The organism is Streptomyces gelaticus (assembly GCF_014649535.1).
In the GTDB taxonomy this organism is placed as follows: Bacteria; Actinomycetota; Actinomycetes; order Streptomycetales; family Streptomycetaceae; genus Streptomyces; species Streptomyces gelaticus.
The window spans coordinates 191,467-211,629 of record NZ_BMTF01000003.1; the positions used below are offsets into that span (position 1 = coordinate 191,467).

The 20,163-nt window shown below is 71.7% G+C and carries 19 protein-coding genes and 1 pseudogene; 7 read left to right on the forward strand and 13 right to left on the reverse strand.

What is annotated here, in order from left to right:
- Nucleotides 1-7: 7 nt before the first annotated feature.
- From IE107_RS05680 to IE107_RS05690, 3 genes and pseudogenes are all read right to left on the reverse strand, one after another.
- Nucleotides 8-1,045: a rod shape-determining protein gene (locus IE107_RS05680; RefSeq protein WP_189541666.1), complete on the reverse strand. Its 1,038-nt coding sequence runs from the start codon at nt 1,043-1,045 to the stop codon at nt 8-10.
- Nucleotides 1,046-1,212: 167 nt separating this feature from the next.
- A pseudogene (locus IE107_RS05685) lies at nt 1,213-1,671 on the reverse strand (hypothetical protein); the annotation flags it as partial.
- Between the two features lie 300 nt (nt 1,672-1,971).
- The gene (locus IE107_RS05690) at nt 1,972-2,415 is read right to left on the reverse strand and encodes a MarR family winged helix-turn-helix transcriptional regulator (RefSeq protein ID WP_189541668.1); all 444 of its coding nucleotides are present in this window, start codon (nt 2,413-2,415) and stop codon (nt 1,972-1,974) included.
- A 151-nt stretch (nt 2,416-2,566) separates the two neighbouring features.
- On the opposite strand from IE107_RS05690, the gene IE107_RS05695 reads away from it, so the two are divergent.
- The 4 genes from IE107_RS05695 (at nt 2,567) to IE107_RS05710 (ending at nt 5,633) form a co-directional block, all read left to right on the forward strand.
- A complete protein-coding gene (locus IE107_RS05695; RefSeq protein ID WP_189541670.1) occupies nt 2,567-3,586 on the forward strand; it encodes an NADP-dependent oxidoreductase in 1,020 nt (339 codons plus the stop codon).
- Between the two features lie 90 nt (nt 3,587-3,676).
- Nucleotides 3,677-4,105, forward strand: a complete 429-nt coding sequence (locus IE107_RS05700; RefSeq protein WP_189541672.1) for an organic hydroperoxide resistance protein — start codon at nt 3,677-3,679, stop codon at nt 4,103-4,105.
- 114 nt (nt 4,106-4,219) lie between these two features.
- Nucleotides 4,220-5,014, forward strand: a complete 795-nt coding sequence (locus IE107_RS05705; protein ID WP_189541674.1) for an EI24 domain-containing protein — start codon at nt 4,220-4,222, stop codon at nt 5,012-5,014.
- 10 nt (nt 5,015-5,024) lie between these two features.
- A complete protein-coding gene (locus IE107_RS05710) occupies nt 5,025-5,633 on the forward strand; it encodes a LysE family translocator (RefSeq protein ID WP_189541677.1) in 609 nt (202 codons plus the stop codon).
- A 22-nt stretch (nt 5,634-5,655) separates the two neighbouring features.
- Here the strand turns inward: IE107_RS05710 and lgoX are convergent, their stop codons facing one another.
- Nucleotides 5,656-7,614 (reverse strand): L-glutamate oxidase LgoX, encoded by a 1,959-nt coding sequence (lgoX, locus tag IE107_RS05715; protein ID WP_189541679.1) that lies wholly within the window; start codon nt 7,612-7,614, stop codon nt 5,656-5,658.
- A gap of 108 nt (nt 7,615-7,722) precedes the next feature.
- The gene (locus tag IE107_RS05720; RefSeq protein WP_189541681.1) at nt 7,723-8,319 is read right to left on the reverse strand and encodes a TetR/AcrR family transcriptional regulator; all 597 of its coding nucleotides are present in this window, start codon (nt 8,317-8,319) and stop codon (nt 7,723-7,725) included.
- A 149-nt stretch (nt 8,320-8,468) separates the two neighbouring features.
- Between IE107_RS05720 and IE107_RS05725 the strand changes: the two genes are divergently transcribed.
- Nucleotides 8,469-10,940, forward strand: coding sequence for a beta-glucosidase (locus IE107_RS05725; protein WP_229866709.1), 2,472 nt, complete (start codon nt 8,469-8,471; stop codon nt 10,938-10,940).
- A gap of 48 nt (nt 10,941-10,988) precedes the next feature.
- Here the strand turns inward: IE107_RS05725 and IE107_RS05730 are convergent, their stop codons facing one another.
- Nucleotides 10,989-11,987, reverse strand: a complete 999-nt coding sequence (locus IE107_RS05730; protein ID WP_189541683.1) for an aldose epimerase family protein — start codon at nt 11,985-11,987, stop codon at nt 10,989-10,991.
- 11 nt (nt 11,988-11,998) lie between these two features.
- A complete protein-coding gene (locus IE107_RS05735) occupies nt 11,999-12,907 on the reverse strand; it encodes an SGNH/GDSL hydrolase family protein (protein ID WP_189541685.1) in 909 nt (302 codons plus the stop codon).
- A gap of 350 nt (nt 12,908-13,257) precedes the next feature.
- Between IE107_RS05735 and IE107_RS05740 the strand changes: the two genes are divergently transcribed.
- A complete protein-coding gene (locus IE107_RS05740) occupies nt 13,258-13,752 on the forward strand; it encodes a DUF3145 domain-containing protein (protein WP_189541687.1) in 495 nt (164 codons plus the stop codon).
- Nucleotides 13,753-13,872: 120 nt separating this feature from the next.
- Here IE107_RS05740 and fabF read toward each other — a convergent pair whose 3' ends face one another.
- The 5 genes from fabF to IE107_RS05765 all read right to left on the reverse strand — a co-directional run bounded on the left by fabF (nt 13,873) and on the right by IE107_RS05765 (nt 18,773).
- Nucleotides 13,873-15,135, reverse strand: coding sequence for a beta-ketoacyl-ACP synthase II (gene fabF / locus IE107_RS05745; protein WP_189541689.1), 1,263 nt, complete (start codon nt 15,133-15,135; stop codon nt 13,873-13,875).
- A 77-nt stretch (nt 15,136-15,212) separates the two neighbouring features.
- Nucleotides 15,213-15,461, reverse strand: coding sequence for an acyl carrier protein (locus IE107_RS05750; protein WP_189541692.1), 249 nt, complete (start codon nt 15,459-15,461; stop codon nt 15,213-15,215).
- Nucleotides 15,462-15,524: 63 nt separating this feature from the next.
- Nucleotides 15,525-16,556, reverse strand: a complete 1,032-nt coding sequence (locus tag IE107_RS05755; RefSeq protein WP_189541694.1) for a ketoacyl-ACP synthase III — start codon at nt 16,554-16,556, stop codon at nt 15,525-15,527.
- A 13-nt stretch (nt 16,557-16,569) separates the two neighbouring features.
- Nucleotides 16,570-17,484, reverse strand: a complete 915-nt coding sequence (locus IE107_RS05760) for an ACP S-malonyltransferase (RefSeq protein WP_189542115.1) — start codon at nt 17,482-17,484, stop codon at nt 16,570-16,572.
- A gap of 89 nt (nt 17,485-17,573) precedes the next feature.
- Entirely contained in the window at nt 17,574-18,773 is a 1,200-nt protein-coding gene (locus IE107_RS05765; RefSeq protein WP_189541697.1) for a PucR family transcriptional regulator, read from the reverse strand.
- Between the two features lie 116 nt (nt 18,774-18,889).
- Here IE107_RS05765 and IE107_RS05770 point away from each other — a divergent pair, with 116 nt between their 5' ends.
- Nucleotides 18,890-19,546, forward strand: coding sequence for a pirin family protein (locus IE107_RS05770; RefSeq protein WP_189541699.1), 657 nt, complete (start codon nt 18,890-18,892; stop codon nt 19,544-19,546).
- A 1-nt stretch (nt 19,547) separates the two neighbouring features.
- Here IE107_RS05770 and IE107_RS05775 read toward each other — a convergent pair whose 3' ends face one another.
- Nucleotides 19,548-20,138 carry a GNAT family N-acetyltransferase gene (locus IE107_RS05775; RefSeq protein ID WP_189541702.1) on the reverse strand — a complete coding sequence of 197 codons (591 nt, stop codon included), beginning with the start codon at nt 20,136-20,138 and terminating at the stop codon, nt 19,548-19,550.
- Nucleotides 20,139-20,163 lie beyond the last annotated feature (25 nt).

Consider the following 20,163-nt stretch of genomic DNA (forward strand, 5'->3'; position numbering starts at 1 on the left):
GGTGTGATCAGCAGGCGATCGGGTCGAGGACCAGCGGCTCGATCTTGCCGTCCAGCATGGCACCGAGCCCCAGCACCGCGCAGACGTCCGGGCGCTCCGCGATGTGCACCGGCATGCCCGTCGCGTCCCGCAGCATCTGGTCGAGGCCGGGCAGCAGCGCGCTGCCGCCGACCATCATGATCCCGCAGTCCACGAGGTCGGCCACCAGATCCGGCGGGCAGTCGCGCAGGATCGCGCCGAGCCCGTCCAGGACCGCGGTGAGCGGAGCGTGGATGGCCTCCCGTACGGCGGCGGTGTCGACCTGCACCGAGCGCGCCAGCCCGGTCGCCACGTCACGGCCGTGGATCTCGGTCGTGACGGGCCCGCGCGCGTTCAGACCGCTGCCGCTGAGCGCCAGTTGCAGCGGGCGCACCGACTGGCTCGGCAGCATCAGCGCGTGGTGCTGACGCAGATGCTGGATCACCGCGTGGTCGATGGCGTCGCCGCCGACCGGGATGCGTACGGCGGTCACGATCGATCCGAGCGAGAGCACCGCGATCTGGGTGGTCGCGGCCCCGCACACCATGATCATGGTGGCGGTCGGCTGCTCGACCGGCAGCCCGCAGCCGACGGCCGCCGCGATCAGGGTGTCGACCAGTTCGACCCGCCGGGCACCGAGTCCGACCAGCGTCTCGACGGCGGCCCGCTGGGCGAGCGGATCGCTGTCGTGCGGGGTGCAGGCGGCGGCCCGCAGCCGGGGTTTGCGGCGCAGCTGGCGGCGGAGCTTCTCGCCGAGCAGATGGCGGAGCATCCGCTGGGCCATCTCGATGTCGACGACGGTCCCGCCGGTGACCGGGCGTGCCACCCGGATGTAGTCGGGGGTGCGGCCGGTCATCTGTTCGGCGAGCGCGCCGACGGCGATGAGCGAGCCGGTACGGGTGTTCACCGCGGCGACGCTCGGCTCGTCGACGACGAGCCCGAGACCCTTGACGTACACCCGGGTCCGGGCGGCCCCGAGGTCGACGGCGACATGGCAACGGCGCAGCTGCTCAAGGCTGACGGTCACGGCAGGTTCTCCCGAGTGCGCGGACGGACGGTACCGGCGGCGGCCGGTTCTCTCTGGCATCGTGCGCCGTTCGAAGGCGTGGCGCGCGCCGGGATGGGCCGTAGGAGGTACGGAGCTGACGGGCCGACAGAAGTCCCGGCGAGCCGGCCGGGCCGCGGGGGCGGTGCTCAGCCGGGCAGCAGCCGCTGGAACAGCCCCCAGGTGAACTCGGCGACGTACGGCCGGCCCGTGCCCGGCCCGGTGATCGCGAGCGCCCAACGGGTCGGTGCGCTGCCCTCCATCGGGCGGGCCGGCGGGAAGGCCCGCGCGACCTCGTCGACCGTCCCCGACCAGGGGCGCGGATCCTCGACCGTACGCAGCTCGGGGGCCGGCGCTCCCGGCGCCCGGACCAGCCATTCGTTCCACACCGCACCGCCCGGCGCGACCATCACCTCGAACCGGAGATCCGGCCACAGCGGCACCGGCCACCGCAGCGCCTCGCACTCCAGATCGCCGATCGTGCGGTGTACGGACGACGCGGGCTCGTCGAGCACCGAGCGGTAGCGGCGCAGCGCGCCCCGGCCGCCGGGCGCGCGCACCATGGCCTGCCAGCGGCGGTTGGCCTCGCGCATCTCGGCGAGCGAGGCTCGGGGCCTGTCGTTCGGATCATGCCGGGCTCGCGTGCCCCGGTGCTGTGCCTCGCCGCGTTGTCGTCGGTCACCGACGCTCCGCGTCGCCTCCCTCCTCCGCCTTGCGATGCACAGCACCTGACCCCGCTCCCTGATCCGGCCTGATCCGAACGACAGGCCGGCCCCAGCTCGTGCCTGGCGTCCTCGACGAGGCCGGGCTGGTGGTCGGCCATCCGGCGCAGCAGGACGAGCTGGAACTCACGGGGGCCGAACGGCGTGGCCATGGATCCAACGGTTCCACACCGCGGTCCGCAGGGCCTACCCGGCGGACGGGCCCGGCTCGCCCAGCATCCGGCGCAGGAGGTCCCGCAGCATCCTCCGGTCCTCGTCCGACAGCCCGGCCAGCGGCTCCCGGGCGAAGGTGAGCGAATCGCGCAGCTGGTGCGCGGTCCGCGCACCCAGCTCCGTCGGCGCGGCCAGCTTCACCCGCCGGTCGGCCGGGTCCGGCCCGCGCTCCACCAGGCCGCGCGCCTCCAGCCGGTCGACGATGCCGGTGACGTTCGAGGGCTCGCACTTCAGCTTCTGGGCGATCCTGCGCATCGGCATCGGCTCCAGCGAGAGCAGCCCGAGCACCCTCGCCTGTGCACCGGTGAGCGAGTGGGCTGCCGCCGCCTCGTCGTACTCCTCGTAGTAGCGCGCCACGACGGTGCCGATGAGCTCGACGACTTCGAGGGTCAGAGGGTCTGTGCGGGGGGTGGCCATGACACCCAGGATAACCAGTTACTTGACAATATGAAATATTTAGTCGCATGGTTGTTTCACCACCTGAAGTGTTTTGCTTCCCCGGCGCGGTCCCGACCGCCCCGGCCGGAGCTTCCCCCACCTCGTAGGACATTGAGGAGAACCCGAGCCCATGTCAGCTGCACTTCCCGCGTCCGGCCGTGAATGGCACCTCGTCGCCCGCCCCCACGGCTGGCCGAAGGCCGAGGATTTCGCGCTGCGTGAGGCTCCGGTCACCGCTCCCGGCGAGGGCCGGGTCCTCGTCCGCAATCTGTACTTCTCGGTCGATCCGTACATGCGGGGCCGGATGAACGACGTGAAGTCGTACACCCCGCCCTTCAAGCTCGACCACCCCATGGACGGCGGAGCGGTCGGCGAGGTCATCGCCTCGAACGCCGAGGGCTTCGCGGTCGGCGACCACGTCCTGCACGGCCTCGGCTGGCGCGAGTACGCCGAGGTCCCGGCCGAGCGCGCGGTGAAGGTCGACGAGTCGCTCGCCCCGCTCTCCGCCTACCTCGGGGTGCTCGGCATGACCGGGCTCACCGCCTACGCGGGCCTCTTCGAGGTCGCCTCCTTCAAGGAGGGCGACGCCGTCTTCGTCTCCGGCGCGGCCGGTGCGGTCGGCAGCCAGGTCGGCCAGATGGCGAGGATCAAGGGCGCCTCGCGGGTCATCGGCTCGGCCGGCTCCGACGAGAAGGTCAGGCTCCTCGTCGAGGAGTACGGCTTCGATGCGGCCTTCAACTACCACGACGGGCCCGTCGTGGAGCAGCTGCGCGCGGCGGCCCCCGACGGCATCGACGTCTACTTCGACAATGTCGGCGGCGAGCACCTCGAAGCGGCGATCTCCTCGCTCAACCTGCATGGCCGCGTCACCGTCTGCGGAATGATCGCCCAGTACAACGCCACCGAGCCGCCGCCCGGCCCGCGCAACCTCGCCCTCGTCATCGGCAAGCGGCTGCGCATCCAGGGCATGCTCGTCAACGATCACGCCGCGCTCCAGCCGCAGTTCGTCCAGGAGGTCGCCGGCTGGCTGGCCTCGGGCGAGCTGAAGTACCGCGAGACCTTCGTCGAAGGCATCGAGAACGGCTTCGATGCCTTCCTCGGCCTGCTGCGCGGCGAGAACACCGGAAAGATGATCGTCTCCCTCGCCTGACAGCCGCCCCGGCGCACCAGTCGGGGCTCATTCATCGGCCGTCGCGATCGTGGGCGCGAGTCGCGGCGCACAGCAGGAGGAATCCTCAGCATGACCATTCGGGACATAACCATCGCCTACACCGCCGTCGCCACCGCCGAGAACGGCCGTGACGGCCGCGTCTCGTCCGACGACGGCAACCTCGACGTCATCGTCAACCCGCCCAAGGCCTTGGGCGGAAGCGGCACGGGCACCAACCCCGAGCAGCTCTTCGCGGCCGGCTACAGCGCCTGTTTCCAGGGCGCGCTGGGCGTGGTGGCCCGTCAGGAGAAGGCCGACATCTCCGGCTCCACGGTGACCGCCGAGGTCTCCATCGGCAAGACGGCGGAGGGCGGCTTCGGCCTGGAGGTGGCGATCAGCGCCACCATCCCGAACGTCGACACCGCCACCGCGCGCTCGCTCGTCGAGAAGGCCCACCAGGTCTGCCCGTACTCGAACGCCACGCGAGGCAACATCAAGGTCGAGCTGTCGGTCGCCTGACCGCCTGGCGCGCAGCGGGCCGAGGGCCGCACCCCGCGACGGGGTGCGGCCCTCGGACGTGTTCGCGACAACCGTGCGTCAGGCGGCGCCCTTTCCCGCCAGTACGCTGACGTCATGCGTGATCTAGGGGCGGGCTTCGGCTACTTGATAAAGGGACAGCGCTGGGTCGGCCGGCACGGACGGTGGTTCGGCTTCGGGCTGCTGCCCGGACTGATCAGCCTCGTGCTGTACGCGGCGGCGCTCGTCGGTCTCGGCTACGGCGCCGACGACCTGGTGGACTGGGCGACCCCGTTCGCCGACGACTGGTCCTCGCCCTGGCTCGGCCTGCTCCGCACCACCCTGACCGTGCTGGTCTTCGGCCTCGGGCTCTTCCTCGCCGTGATCACGTTCACCGCCGTGACGCTGCTGATCGGCCAGCCCTTCTACGAGTCGCTCTCCGAGCAGGTCGACCGCACCGAGGGCGGCGAGGTCCCCGAGTCCGGGCTGCCGCTCTGGCGGGAGCTGTGGATCTCCGCCCGCGACAGTGTCCGCATCCTGGTGCGGGTCGGGCTCTACTCGGTGCTGCTCTTCGCCCTCGGCTTCGTCCCGGTGCTGGGGCAGACCGTCGTCCCCGTGCTCGGCTTCTGCGTCACCGGCTACTTCCTCACCGAGGAGCTCACCGCCGTCGCGCTCCAGCGCCGCGGCATGGCCCTGAAGAACCGGCTCGCCCTGCTGCGCGGCCGCCGCCTGCTGACCCTCGGCTTCGGCGTACCGCTGGGGCTCGCCTTCCTGATCCCGTTCGTCGCCGTGTTCCTGATGCCGGGCGCCGTCGCCGGAGCCACCCTGCTGGCGCGCGACCTGGTGGGGCCGGAGAACGAGGACGACGACGAGGACCCGGCACCCGCCGCGTACACGCTCGACAAGGACTGAGGAGACCAACGTGACCGAGCTCATCGCTGTCGCCGTCATCACCGTCCTCGCCGTCATCAGCCCGGGTGCGGACTTCGCGATGGTCGTGCGCAACAGCTACCTCTACGGCCGTACGACGGGACTCATGGCCGCCGCAGGAGTCGCCGCGGGCGTCCTCGTCCATGTCACGTACACGATGCTCGGCGTCGGGCTGCTGATCGCCTCGTCGACCGCGCTGTTCACCGCGATCAAGCTGGTCGGCGCGGCCTATCTCGTCTACATCGGGGTGCGCACCTTCTTCGCCCGCGGCGACGTCGAGGTCGATCTGGAGTCCGAGCCGCAGCTGACCCGGCTCGGGGCCCTGCGCACCGGCTTCCTCACCAACGCGCTGAACCCCAAGACCACGCTCTTCGTCGTGTCGACCTTCACCCAGGTCGTCGGGCCCGAGACCGCGGTGTGGCAGCAGGCGGGCTACGGACTGTTCATGTCCGCCGCCCACTTCGGCTGGTTCGCCCTGGTCGCGCTGTTCTTCTCGAACTCGCGGCTGCGTACCTCGATGCTGAGGTGGCAGAAGGCCCTCAACCGGGGCATCGGATCGGTGCTCGTCGGGCTGGGCGTCACCCTGGGCCTGGCCCGTTGAGCGACGCCCCGCCGGACCAGGGTCAGCTGCTGTGCACCTCCAGCGCCGACCTGACCGCCGACTCCAGCGCCCCCTCGATCCAGGCCGGCTTGATCGAGGTGTGGCAGCCCGCGAAGTGAAGCGGCCCCTCGACCGAGCGCACATCGGCGAACAGCTCGGTGTGCTGGCCCGGCAGCAGTACCGAGGCCTCGCCGTACGCGTACGGATCACGCATCCACGACTGGGTGGCTCCGACGCCCGTGTAGAAGACCTCGATGCGCTGCCCGTACACGTCCTGCACCCCGCCCAGGGCGTGCGGATAGCGCTCGTCGTCGTCCAGCGAGTCCCACTTCAGCGCGTCGTCGGCCCAGCTGTACGAGGCGAGGACGACGCCGCCCGCGCTGCCCTCGACCGGGTGCGAGGGCTGGAACATGAAGCGGTTGGGGTTGTCGGTGACCGATCCGCCGCCGATGACATGCGCCGCCTCGGGCTGGTTACGGGCGGCGGACCGGTACGCCGCGTAGTGCACCCGCTGGTTGGGCGGGAGATGACCGGGGGGTACGGAGGGGTGGGAGCCCAGCAGTGAACCGTCGGCCGGAGCCCTGCCCCGCCGGTAGGCGTCGTACAGTCCGGGCTTGATCTTCTCCAGCTCGGTCTTCCAGTCCTTCTCCTCGAACTCCCACCAGCGGCGGCTGAATTCGAGCAGCACCTTGGTCGCCGCGTCGTAGTGGATCTCGGTGATCGCCCGCCGCTTGCCGTACGAGAGCGCCGGTGTGACGGGGATGTGGCGCAGCCCGGAGAACGGCACGGTGATGATCGCCCGGTCGCCGGTGAACGTCTCACGCACGAGCGGCTTGCCGTCGCGGCCCTCGGACACCGTCTCGACCCGGACGCGGTCCGTACCGTAGCTGATCCTGGTGGCCCGGCGGTCCAGCCGCACGATGTCCTCGACCCGCTTGTACATCGCGTCGGCCAGGGTGGCCGTGCCGTCGGGCAGCTCGAAGAACGCGGTGTCCGGGCTGATCAGGGAGGCCCCGATGAAGCTGTGCACAAAGGCGAGATGGAGCCGGGAGGTGAGGTTCTCGACCGTGCCGATGAGGTCGATGGTGCGCTCGTCGAGCTTGGCCGCCTCGGTCAGGAAGCGGAACATCGACCAGTGCCCGTACCGCTGGATCACCCGGGCCCAGCCCTCGACGAGCTCCCGGCCCTCCTTGCCCTCGAACTCCTTGCGGACGGGCGCGAACGCTTCGCGCACGATCGACGCGGCGGTCTTGTTCTCGAACTCCGCGGGGACCCCGAAGGAGCGGTTGATCGCCTGGGGCTTCTTCGCGTAGTCGGCCTTGCGCATCCGGATGCCGTTGACATGGATCCAGGTGCGGTTCACCGGCCGGCCCTCGGCGTCGACATCGACCAGGTAGAAGCGGCGGCGCTTCAGGTCGAAGCCGTCCATGAGCCCGGTGACGAGCGGGTGGCTGTCGGGGATCCGCATGGCGCCGGCCTCGGCGTACTGCTTCGGGTCGGCGAACGGTGCCTTCGCGTTCTCGTGGCCGCCCTTGCGGAAGGTCTTGATCCGGCCGCCGACGCGGTTGCCGTTGGCCTCGATGACGGTGACGGTGTGCCCGGCGCTGCGGAGCAGATGGGCGGCGGTGAGCCCGGCCGGGCCGGCGCCGACGACCAGCACCTTCTTGGGGGCCTTGCGGCTGCGCGGCAGGCCCTTGGAGAGCAGGATGTCGCGGTAGAGGGGGACCAGCGGCTGATCCTGTTCGTCGCGTACGAGGATGGCGCGGGCGACGGTCAGGCAGGCGTTCCAGTCCGAGCCGGTGGCCGCGGGGGCGAGCGCGGTGCCGGATGCGGCAGGGGAGTCGGCGGCACCGGGCGCGGTGGCGCCCGCGGTACCGGAAGCGGCGCCGACGGCTAACGCGGCGGCACCGGCGGTGGCGCCCGCGATCAGGGCGCGGCGGGAGGGCAGGCCGGAGGAGGATCCGGCGGACTCGGTAGTCATGCGGCAACTCTGCGGCGGCCGGGCGCCCGGACGCGCGTAGACCGGCCCGAAATCACCCGCAGGTGGCGTGGGTCGATCAGGTTCTGCCTCGCGTCGCCGCAGGTCATGTCATGATTGCGGGTTCTTCGCAGTGCTTTGTTCCGGTGGCTGCAACAGCGCCAGGAAGTCCCCGAACGCGGCGGGCATGTCCACCGAGTCCGGGTCCAGCAGCCACTGGTACTGGAGCCCGTCCAGCACTGCCACGAGCAGCGGCGCCGCGCGCTCCGGGCTCAGCCCGCCCGGCAGCCGTTCGCCGTACTCCGCGCGCAGTATCGCCGCCATGGTCGACCGGACCTGGGTGTAACGGCGGGTGAAGAACTCCCGCGCGGGATGCCCCTCCGTCACGCTCTCGCCGAGCAGCGCCGAGAAGGTCTGCACGATGCCGGGCCGCATCGCGTTGTACTCCACCAGCGAGGCCAGCAGCTCGATCCGCCAGGCGCCGTCGCTCCGGGTGCCGCCGCCGGTGTCCCACTGGTCGCGCTCCGCCAGCACGGCGACGAGCAGTGCCTCCTTGGTCGGGAAGTAGTGCAGGAGCCCCTGCTGGCTGAGGCCGACCCGCTCGGCGACCGCGCTCAGCGAGGCGCCGCGGTAGCCGCGCTCGGCGATCACTTCGAGCGTGGCCCGGATGATCTCCGCCCGCCGCTCCGTACTCCTGCCCCGCACCATCGCCTCGGCCCCTTTCGGCGCTCCACCGGTCCTGCACTGGGGACCGTACGCCATTCGAATATTACGGAGTGATAACGAAACCTACTGGTCTACCTGCTGTGGAGTCAGTATGGAGGCACTCAGTCCGGTTCCGACGAGGAGGTACGGCCGTGGCAGGCGCGTCCACCCCCACCAACCCCGATTTGGCCCGCGAGGCCGCGGTCGACGCGGCGCTCGCCGCGCTCGGGCTCGACGACAAGGCGCGGCTGCTGGCCGGCCAGGACATGTGGTCGCTGCCCGCGATGCCCGCGGTCGGACTGCGCTCCCTGGTGATGTCCGACGGGCCGATCGGTGTCCGGGGCGTCGCCTGGAGCGCCGACGACCCGTCCGTCGCCCTGCCCTCGCCCACCGCGCTGGCCGCGACCTGGGACCCGGCCCTGGCCCGCCGGGCCGGCCGGCTGCTGGCCCAGGAGGCCCACCGCAAGGGGGTGCACGTCCTGCTCGCCCCGACCGTCAACCTCCACCGCTCCCCGCTCGGCGGGCGCCACTTCGAGACGTACAGCGAGGACCCGTACCTCACCGGCGAGATCGGCACCGGCTATGTGCTCGGCGTGCAGGACGGCGGGGTCGGCACGACCGTCAAGCACTTCGTCGCCAACGACGCCGAGACCGACCGTTTCACCGTCGACAACATCGTCGCCCCGCGCACCCTGCGCGAGATCTACCTCGCCCCGTTCGAACGCATCGTCAAGAACGCCCACCCCTGGGGCATCATGGCCGCCTACAACCGGGTCAACGGCTCCACCATGACCGAACACCGCTATCTGCAGAACGCGGTGCTGCGCGGCGAATGGGGCTTCGACGGCTTCATCGTCTCCGACTGGCTGGCCGCCCGCTCCACCGTCGCCGCCGCCGAGGGCGGCCTCGACGTCGCGATGCCCGGCCCGAAGACGGTCTACGGCAAGGCGCTCGCCGACGCCGTGCGGGCCGGCGAGGTCGCGGAGTCCGTCGTCGACGGCGCCGTGCGCAATGTGCTGCGGCTGGCCGCCCGCGTCGGCATCCTGGACGGCGCCCCGCCCGTCGTCGACGAGGCCGGCCGCCCCGCAGCCCTCGACGGCGACGCGCTCGCCCGCGAGATCGCCCGCCGCTCCTTCGTCCTCGTGCGCAACGAACGCGCCGCCCTCCCCATCGACCCGGCGGCCGTCCGCAGGGTCGCGGTCAGCGGGGCGCTCGCCCGGGACGCCCGGGTCCTGGGCGGCGGCTCCGCCCAGGTCTTCCCGCACCACGTCGTCAGCCCGCTCGACGGCCTTCGCGCCGCCCTCCCCGAGGGCGTCGTCGACTACCGCGTCGGGGCCGACCCCAACACCGAACTCACCCCCGCCGAGAAGGGCTTCGAACTCAAGGCCGTCTGCTACGACGAGGCCGGCACCGTCATCGGCTCCGCACCGCTGCGCGGCGGCACCGTCCAGTGGATCGGCGACGACCTCCCCGAGGGCGTCACCCGCGGCACGCTGCACACCGTCGAGATCACCGGCACCTTCGTCCCGCGCGACAGCGGCGAGCACGTCTTCGGCACCCGCGGCACCGGGGCGCTCACCCTCACCGTCGCGGGCGAGACCCTGTACGACGCGGTCCACCGGGTCACCGGATCCACCGACCCCGGCGAGGCGTTCTTCGGCAACCCGCTGGAGCGCGGCCGGATCACCCTCACCGCGGGCGAACCCGTCGAGGTCTCGCTGCGGCAGGTTCCCGAGACCCTGGGCGACGACCAGCCGGTCCTCGGCGTCTCGTTCTCCCTCTGCCACCTCGGCCCGCGCCGCGACCCCGGGGAACTGATCGCCGAGGCCGTCGAGGCGGCCCGCGCCGCGGACACCGCGATCGTCGTCGTCGGCACCACCGAACGCGTCGAGTCCGAGGGCTTCGACCGCACCGACCTGAAGCTCCCCGGTCACCAGGACGACCTCGTCCGGGCCGTCGCCGCCGCCAACCCGCACACCGTCGTGATCGTCAACTCCGGCTCCCCGGTGGAGCTCCCGTGGCGTGACGAGGTCGCCGCCGTGCTGCTCGGCTGGTTCCCCGGCCAGGAGGCCGGCCACGCCCTCGCGGACGTCCTGCTCGGCGCCGGGGAACCGGGCGGGCGCCTCCCGACCACCTGGCCGGCCGCGCTCGCCGACGTCCCGGTCTCCGGCACCTCCCCCACCGACGGCGAACTCCACTACGGCGAGGGCGTCTTCGTCGGCTACCGGGCCTGGGAGAAGACGGGCACCGAGCCCGCGTACCCCTTCGGCCACGGACTCGGCTACACCACCTGGGAGTACGAGAGCCTGACGGCGGGCCCGGACTCCGTCACCGTCCGCCTCCGCAACACCGGCACCCGGCCGGGCGCCGAGACCGTCCAGATCTACCTCGCCCCCCGGAACGGCACCGCCGAGCGCCCGGCCCGCTGGCTGGCCGGCTTCGCACGGGTCGAGGCGGCGCCCGGCGAGAGCGCCGAGACGGTGATCGCGCTGGAGCGGCGTACGTACGAGATCTGGGACGATCAGGCGTACGACTGGGTCCTCGTCCCCGGCACGTACGAGGTGCAGGCGGCCCGCTCGCTCGCCGACGTACGCCTGACGGCGACCGTGGACATCGAGGAATAGCGGCCGGGCGGCAGGGGGAGGGGCGGCGCCCGTCCCCCTGCCGCGCCGTCAGCGCACCGTGAATCCGTACACGGTCGTCGAGACGAACTCCTCGCCCGGCCGCAGCACCGTGCTCGGGAACTCGGGCCGGTTCGGGGAGTCGGGGAAGTGCTGGGTCTCCAGCGCGATCCCGGCGCACGGGCCGAACGGACGCCCGTCGAAGTGGTCCGCCGTGTACAGCTGGAGCCCCGGCTCCGTCGTCGCCACGGTCAGCACACGCCCCGAGGCCGCGTCGTACAGCTCGGCCGCCGGAACCGTTCCCGCCGCGTCCAGCACGAAGTTGTGGTCGTAGCCCGCGCCGACCGGCCGCGGCTCACGGAAGTCGTACCGGGTCCCGTCCACCGGCAGGAACTCGCCCGTGGGCAGCGACTCGGCGTCCGCCGGGGTGATCCGCCCGGCCGCGATCCGCAGCGTCTGCCCGAGCGCGCTGCCGCTGCCGGCGCCCGCGAGGTTCCAGTACGTGTGGTTCGTCAGGTTCAGCACCGTCGGGGCGTCGGTCGTCGCCCGGTACGCGATCCGCAGCGCCCCTCCCTCCTCCAGGGTGTAGGAAGCCGACACCGCGAGACGGCCCGGGAAGCCCTCCTCGCCGTCCTCCGAGACCAGCGAGAGCTCGACACCGTCGGCCACCTCCCGCGCCCGCCACACGCGCTTGTCGAAGCCCCCGGCCCCGCCGTGCACCTGGTTGCGCCCCTCGTTCGGCGTCAGCCGGTGCGTGCGCCCGTCCAGCTCGAAGCGGGCCCCGCCGATCCGGTTCGCGTACCGCCCGACCAGCGCGCCGAAGTACGGGCCGCGGAACGTCCGGTACCCGTCCAGGTCCGGCAGCCCGAGCGCGATCCCCGCGCGCACCCCGTCCCGGTCCGGTACCTCGACCGACTGCACGATGCCGCCGTACGTCAGCACGCGCACCCGCGTACCGTCCCGTTCCAGCGTCCACCGGTGCACGCGGCTGCCGTCCGCGAGGGTGCCGAAGTCTTCCGTACGCATTGCCGTGCCCGGAGCAGTGACCATGATCACGGACCCTACGCCGGAGGCCGGACGGCGGTGACATTGCGGTACGCGATCTCCGCCAGCCTCGCCTGCCCGTCGCGCCCCGGATGGAACCAGTCCCACTGGCTGAGCTGCCTGCCGGTGAACGGGTAGTCGAACACCGCCCCGCCGTCGTAACGGCAGCGCCGGTCCTTCGCGCAGACCTCTCGGAGCACCTCGTTGTACGCCACGACCCGCTCCTGCACCGATGCGCGCCGGGCCGCCGCCCGCGCGCCCATGTCGTCCGCGTCGCCCAGCATCGACCGGCAGATCCCCAGCTTCCAGATCTGCTTGCCCAGCGGGTTGCCGCGCCCTGTCGACCAGAGCCGCATGAGGTCCGGCACGCTCGACACGTACACCTGCGCCTTGGGCGCCCCGCCCCGCAGCTGACGCATCGACGCCTCGAACGAAGCGCGGAAATCAGCCACCGGCGTCATGTACCGCACCGAGTCCCGGCAGGCGTCGTTGGCGCCGATCATGACCGTCACCAGATCGGGTTTCTCCTTCGCGGCCAGCGCCATCTGCTCCGGCAACTGCGCGATCCTGGCCCCCGTCCGGGCGTGGTTCCAGCTGCGCGAGGCGGCCGCCGACTCACCGAGCAGCCGCACGGCGAGGCTGCGCACCTGGCTGTCGGTGCCGGTCGCCCAGGACACCTCGGGGCAGTCCGCCAGCACCGAACAGGCGTCGAAGCCGCGGGTGATGGAGTCGCCGACGGCGGCCACCGAACCGGGCTCCCGGTCCCAGACCGGGCCGGGCCTCGGCGAGGGCTGTGCGGCCGCTCCCTTCGTCGTCCCCTCGGGGCCGGAGTCGCACCCCGTCAGCACGGCGGTGCCGAGCAGTGAGACCGCGGCGAGGACGGCGGCCGCGGTACGCGAACGGCGACGTGCGGAACGATCCTGCATCCCTTGGTCCCCTCGGTTGTGCCCCCCGGCAACCCTTGGCGGCACCGGTCGGAAGGCCCGGCCGCTCCGGCGAGTGAAAGCTGAGCGAATGATGGGCCCAGGACCGACCGTACGTCACACCTGGGCCCCTGCCGCGCGGTAGCTTTTCCTCGTCGAACCAGCGGCGCGTTGCCCCGCCCGGCTCCACTCGGGTGGCTTTCCGTAAATCACATCACGTCACATACTGTCCCTTTTCAGGAGTTTCACCCGATGCTGTTTACTGATGACAACCTCGGGATCCGGCGGAGAAGAGACAGCACGGGCGCGAGGCCGCTGGGGAAGACGAACTTCGTCCCACACTGGAGGTCCCGGTGACGACACGTGGAGTTCTGTACGTTCACTCCGCACCGCGCGCGCTCTGCCCCCATGTCGAATGGGCGGTGGGCGGTGTCCTCAATGTGCGGGTCCAGCTGGACTGGATCAGACAGCCTGCCGCGCCCGGCACCTGGCGGTCCGAATTCTCCTGGCAGGCCCGCCCCGGCACGGCGTCCAAGCTCGCCTCCGCGCTGCGGGGCTGGGACCTGCTGCGCTTCGAGGTGACCGCGGAGCCGAGCCCCACGTCGGAGGGCGAGCGCTACAGCTCCACGCCCGGCCTCGGCATCTTCCACGCCGTCACCGGCATGCACGGCGACATCCTGGTCCCCGAGGACCGGCTGCGGGCGGCGCTGGCCCGGTCCGGCCAGGGCGAGACCGAGCTGGCGGCCGAGATCGCCCAACTGCTCGGCAAGCCGTGGGACGACGAACTGGAGTCCTTCCGCCACGCGGGCGAGGGCGCGCCGGTGCGGTGGCTGCACCAGGTGGTGTGACGGCACCGCACGGGGGCGCCGCCCCGGCTCGGGAAGCGGGGGAGCGCCCCGCGCAACGTACGATGCCGCCTCCCCTCGCAGGGAAGGCGGCATCGTCGTACCGGGACTGCGGACCGCGGGTCAGACGCTGCGGAACGCCAGCACCACGTTGTGCCCGCCGAACCCGAACGAGTTGTTGATCGCGGCGATCGAGCCCTCCGGCAGCGGCCGGGGCTTGTCGCGCACGATGTCGGCCTCCACGGCCTCGTCGAGGTCGTCCACGTTGATCGTGGGCGGAGCCGTCCGGTGGTGCAGCGCCAGGACCGTCGCGACCGTCTCGATGCCGCCCGCGCCACCGAGGAGGTGACCGGTCATCGACTTCGTCGCGGAGATCGCGACATGGTCGAGGTCGTCGCCCAGGACCTTGCGCAGGGCCTTCAGCTCCGCGACATCGCCCTGCGGCGTCGACGTGGCGTGCGCGTTGAGGTGCACGACCTCGGACGGCTTGAGGTCCGTCTGGTCCAGCAGGTTCTGCATCGCGGCGGCGATACCGCGCCCGGTCGGCTCGGGCTGCGCGATGTGGTGGGCGTCCGCGGACAGCCCCTGGCCCAGCACCTCGCAGTAGACCTTGGCGCCACGCGCGGCGGCGTGCTCCGCGGACTCCAGGACGACCACCCCGGCGCCCTCGCCGAGGACGAAGCCGTCACGGCCGGTGTCGTACGGGCGGGAGGCCTTCTCGGGCTCCTCGTTGTTCTTGGACATCGCCATCATGTTGGCGAACGCCGCGATCGGCAGCGGGTGGATCGCCGCCTCGGTGCCACCGGCGAGGACCACATCGGCGCGGCCGGTGCGGATCATCTCGACGGCGTACCCGATCGCCTCGGCGCCCGAGGCGCAGGCGGAGACGGGGGTGTGGACACCGGCCTGGGCGTTGACCTCGAGGCCGACGTTGGCCGCCGGGCCGTTGGGCATGAGCATGGGCACGGTGTGCGGGGAGACGCGGCGTACGCCCTTCTCCTTGAGCACGTCGTACTGGTCGAGCAGGGTGATCACGCCACCGATGCCGGAGGCGATGACCGAGCCCAGCCGGTCGGGCTGGATGTTCTCGTCCTCGCCGGCCTTGCCGGTGAAACCGGCGTCCGCCCAGGCTTCCCGGGCCGCGATCAGCGCGAACTGCGCCGAACGGTCCAGCTTGCGGGCGAGCGGGCGGGGCAGGACGTCGCCCGGGTCGACAGCCGCGAGGGCGGCGATCCGGACGGGTAGTTCGGCGAAACGTTCGCCCTCGAGAGGCTTGACGCCGGAACGACCGGCCATCAGACCTTCCCAGGTCGACGCCGAGTCGCCACCCAGCGGAGTGGTTGCGCCGATACCGGTGACGACCACGGTGCGATTGGTCGAGTTCACTGGAAAATCTTCTCCACGTGTAGGGGGTCGTGAATCAGCGGCGCCACCGCCGGGTGGCGACACAGGTGCCGGGCTGATCAGCCCTGGTGCTTGAGGATGTACTCGGCAGCGTCGCCGACGGTCTTGAGGTTCTTGACGTCCTCGTCGGGGATCTTGACGTCGAAGCGCTCCTCGGCGGCGACGACGACCTCGACCATGGACAGCGAGTCGACGTCCAGGTCGTCGGTGAAGGACTTGTCCAGCTGGACGTCCTCGACCGGGATACCGGCGATCTCGTTGACGATCTCGGCGAGACCCTGGACGATCTCTTCCTGAGTGGCGGCCATGTTGGCGCTCCTTCGATGTTTATCTGCAGGTTGGGGCGTACGGGCCGAAACGGCCCGGTGTGCCTAGGGGAGGGTAACGACCGTCGCGGCGTAGACGAGACCCGCCCCGAAGCCGATGACGAGCGCGGTGTCGCCGCTCTTCGCCTGACCGGTCGCCAGGAGCCGCTCCATTGCGAGCGGAATCGAGGCGGCGGAGGTGTTGCCGGTGGTCTCCACGTCGCGCGCGACGGTGACGTTCTCCGGCAGCTTCAGGGTCTTCACCATCGAGTCGATGATCCGCATGTTGGCCTGGTGCGGAATGAAGACGTCCAGGTCTTCCGGGGCGATCCCGGCCGCGTCCAGCGCCTGCTGGGCGACCTTCGCCATCTCGAAGACGGCCCAGCGGAACACCGCCTGGCCCTCCTGCGTGATGGCCGGGAACTTGACGTTGCCCCGGGAGTCGAGCGGAAGTTGGGACACGTCGCCGGTGTGGAACTTGTCCCACGGAACGGTCTGCTTGATCGTGCCAGCCTTGTCGCCCTCGGAGCCCCACACGGTCGGGCCGATGGCCGGGACCGCGGAGGGTCCGACGATGACCGCGCCGGCGCCGTCACCGAACAGGAAGGCCGTCGCCCGGTCCTCCAGGTCGGTCAGGTCGGACAGCCGCTCCACACCGATGACCAGGACGTACTCCGCCGAACCCTCGACGATCATGCCCTTGGCGAGGGTCAGCCCGTAGCCGAAGCCGGCGCAGCCCGCCGAGATGTCGAACGCGGCCGCCTTGTCGGTGCCGAGCCTGTCGGCGATCTCGGTGGCGATCGCGGGCGTCTGCGCGAAGTGCGAGACGGTGGAGACGACCACGGCGCCGATCTGGTCGGGACGGATCCCGGCGTCCGCGATGGCCTTGCCGGACGCCTCGATCGACATCGCGGCGACGGTCTCCTCGTCGTTCGCCCAGTGGCGGGTGGCGATGCCGGAGCGCGAGCGGATCCACTCGTCGGACGAGTCGATCCTTTCGAGGATCACCTCGTTGGGCACGACCCGGGTCGGGCGGTAGCCGCCGACACCCATGATCCGTGCGTACGGGGCGCCCTGGCTGGGCTTGATCTTCGACATTCTCTCGGGCTCCTTAGGCGCCTGCGTGCTCGGAGATGAGCGCGCGGGCCGCGTCGAGGTCGTCGGGGGTCTTCAGCGCGAGCGTCTTGACACCGGGCAGCGCGCGCTTGGCGAGACCCGTGAGGGTGCCGCCGGGACAGGCCTCGACGAGAGCCGTGACGCCCAGTTCCTTGAAGGTCTCCATGCACAGGTCCCAGCGGACCGGGTTGGCCACCTGGCCGACCAGCCGGGAGATGACCTCGTCGCCGGTGGCGACGGCCTTCCCGTCGGCGTTCGAGACATATGTCACGGCAGGGTCGGCGGGCGTCAGCTCCGCGGCGGCCTCGCGCAGCCGGTCCACGGCGGGGGCCATGTGACTCGTGTGGAAGGCACCGGCGACCTTGAGGGGCACCACGCGGCGCACGCCCTCGGGCATGTCCTCGATCAGCGCGGCGATCTGCGCGGCGGTGCCCGCGGCGACGATCTGACCGGCGCCGTTGACGTTCGCCGGGGTCAGCCCGAGCTTCTCCAGGTGTGCGACCGACGCATCGGGGTCGCCGCCCAGCAGCGCCGCCATGCCGGTCTCGGTGACCGCCGCGGCCTCGGCCATGGCGAGCCCACGGGTCCGTACGAGACGCAGCGCGGCCTCGTCGCCGATGACTCCGGCGAAGGCGGCTGCGGTGATCTCACCAACGCTGTGACCTGCGACGACGTTCGGCGACGCATCGAGCGCGGCGGCGGAGAGCAGACCGGCGGCCACCAGCAGCGGCTGCGCCACCGCGGTGTCACGGATCTCGTCCGCGTCGGCCTTGGTGCCGTAGTGGGCGAGGTCGAGCCCGATGGCCTCGGACCAGGCCGCGACGCGGTCGGCGGCGCCGGGGAGGTCGAGCCAGGGAGTCAGGAAGCCGGGCGTCTGAGCGCCTTGGCCGGGAGCGACGAGTACGAGCACACTCACACTCTCTCTTGTGAACGGTTCGGAACACCCGTGGGGACAGGGACGAAGAACCGTATGGGGAATTGTTGATGTCCGACAAAAGTCTAGGACTGTGGATCTCTCGCGGCCAAGCGCCCCAGGATCAGGGCGATCCGCAGCGTGAACGCCGAGCGAACGTCGGACGGGGACCATCCGGTGACGTCTGTCACACGTCGGAGCCGGTAGCGCACGGTGTTCGGGTGGACGAAGAGCATTCTGGCCGCGCCCTCCAGGCTGCTCGCCTGTTCCAGATAGACACTGAGGGTTTCGAGCAGGGCGGAGCCCGCTTCTTCCAGTGGTCTGTAGATCTCCTCCACCAACTGGTCCCGCGCGGCGGGGTCGCCCGCCATCGCGCGCTCCGGCAGCAGGTCGTCGGCGAGCACCGGCCGGGGGGCGTCCTGCCACGCACCGCACGCCCTGAGTCCGGCTGCCGCGGCCTGCGCGGACCTTGTGGCCGCCAGCAGGTCGGGCACCACGGGGCCGGCGACGACGGGGCCTGCCGCGTACGGGCCGATCAGCGCCTTCGCGACCTGGAGCGGGTTGTCGCTGCCGCCCGCGATGACCACCAGACGGTTGCCGAGCACCCCGGTCAGGACCTGGAGCTTCGCGTGCCGGGCGGCCCGCCTGATCGCCTCCACGGTCAGCTCGCTGTCGCCGTCCGGTGCGGTGCCGAGCACCACGCAGACGTGCTCGGGGGAGTTCCAGCCGAGCGCGGCGGCGCGTGACACGGCGCCCTCGTCGGCCTCGCCGGACAGCACCGCGTTCACCACGAGCGATTCCAGCCGGGCGTCCCAGGCGCCGCGCGCCTCGGCGGCCTGCGCGTACACCTGGGCGGTCGCGAAGGCGATCTCCCGGGCGTAGACGAGCAGTGCCTCGCGCAGCACCGACTCGTCGCCGGGCGCGGCGACCTCCTCGATCGCGGCCTCCATGACCTCGATCGTCGTACGCACCATCTCGACGGTCTGCCGCAGGGTGATCGCCCGGGTCAGCTCGCGCGGAGCCGTGCCGAACACATCGGTGGAGATGGCCTGCGGGGTCTCCGGGTGCCGGAACCACTCGGTGAACGCCGCGATACCGGCCTGGGCCACCAGGCCGATCCAGGACCGGTTCTCCGGTGGCATCGCCCGGTACCACGGCAGCGACTCGTCCATGCGGGCGATCGCGTTCGCGGCGAGCCGGCCGGAGGACTGTTCCAGGCGTTTCAGGGTCGCGGCATGCAGGTGGGCGGCGTGCGCGTCGGGCTGTTCAGGATCGGGTCGGGGCACGGACACAAGATTGCCTTATCGGACCGCGGGCACGGAGAGCCGGGGCGACCGCGGGTCGTACCGGTCGGTAGCGGCCGGGCGGTCCCCCCGCGCTCCCGCCCGGCTACCGTGGGCCGGTGATCTCCGTACACCGCGCCGAAGACCGCTTCCAGGGCGGCGACCAGGACGCCGGCATCCTGTCCCGGCACGCCTTCTCCTTCGGCAGCTTCTACGACCCGGACAATCTGCGCTTCGGCCCGATCCTGGCCTGCAACACGGAGCGGCTGGAGCCCGGCGCCGGCTTCGAGGAACACCCCCACAGCCATACGGAGATCGTCACCTGGGTCGTCGAGGGCGAGCTGACCCACCGCGACTCCACCGGTCACGCCACGGTGGTACGGCCCGGTGACCTCCAGCACCTCAGCGCCGCCTCCGGCGTGCGCCACGTCGAACGCAACGACGGGGACGCCCCGCTGACGTTCGTCCAGATGTGGCTGGCACCGCTCGAAGCGGGCGGCGAACCCTCGTACACGATCGTCCCCGGCCTCAGCGAGGACGCCCCCTACGCCCTCCCGGCGGCCGGTGCGCTGCTCCATGTGCGCAGGCCGGCCACGGGGGAGCGGGCGGCGGTGCCGGACGCGGCGCGGGTGTACGTCCATGTGGTGGCCGGGTCGGTGCGGCTCGGCGACGAGGAGCTGGAGCCGGGCGACTCGGTGCGGATCACCGGCGAGACGGGGCTGGAGCTGGTGGCGACCGGATCGGCCGAGGTGCTGATGTGGGAGATGCCGGCCTGACCTACCGGCCGCCGTCCCGGCGCCACATCGACCACATCGGCGGCCCGGCCCGGAACGTCATCTCCTCGTGCAGGGCGAAGCCGTGCCGCTGGTAGAAGGTGAGATTGCGGTGGTTGCTGGACTCCAGGAAGACCGGCCGCCCGTCCGCGTCCGCCCGCTCCAGCAGCCCGCCCAGCACCCGCGCCCCGCGCCCGGTGCCGCGCGCGTCCGCCCGGGTGCCGATGTACTCGACGTACCAGTGCTCGGGACCGGCCGGATGGCGGTGCTCCATGGCGAACAACCTCCCTGCCGTACGCGGGAGTTGAGCCCTTGCCGCGCGCACGAGCGGCCCCGCGTTGCGCAGCAGGTACGTCACCGGCAGCTTCCACTCCCCGGGCTCCGCCCACACCGCCGCGACAGTGCGCTCCGGATCGGTCCACACCCGGCCGGCCGGGACCTGCCGGGCCAGATGCGCGGTGAACAGCAGCCGCAGCCGCCGGTCCCGGTCGCGCGGCATCAGCCAGGTCCAGACGGGATCCTCGGCGTAGGCGCTGGCGAGCACGGCGGCGAGCGCGGGGACATCGGCGGCGGTAGCGCGGACTGTGTCGGCCATGGCCGAGGAGAGTAGCGGTGTCGCG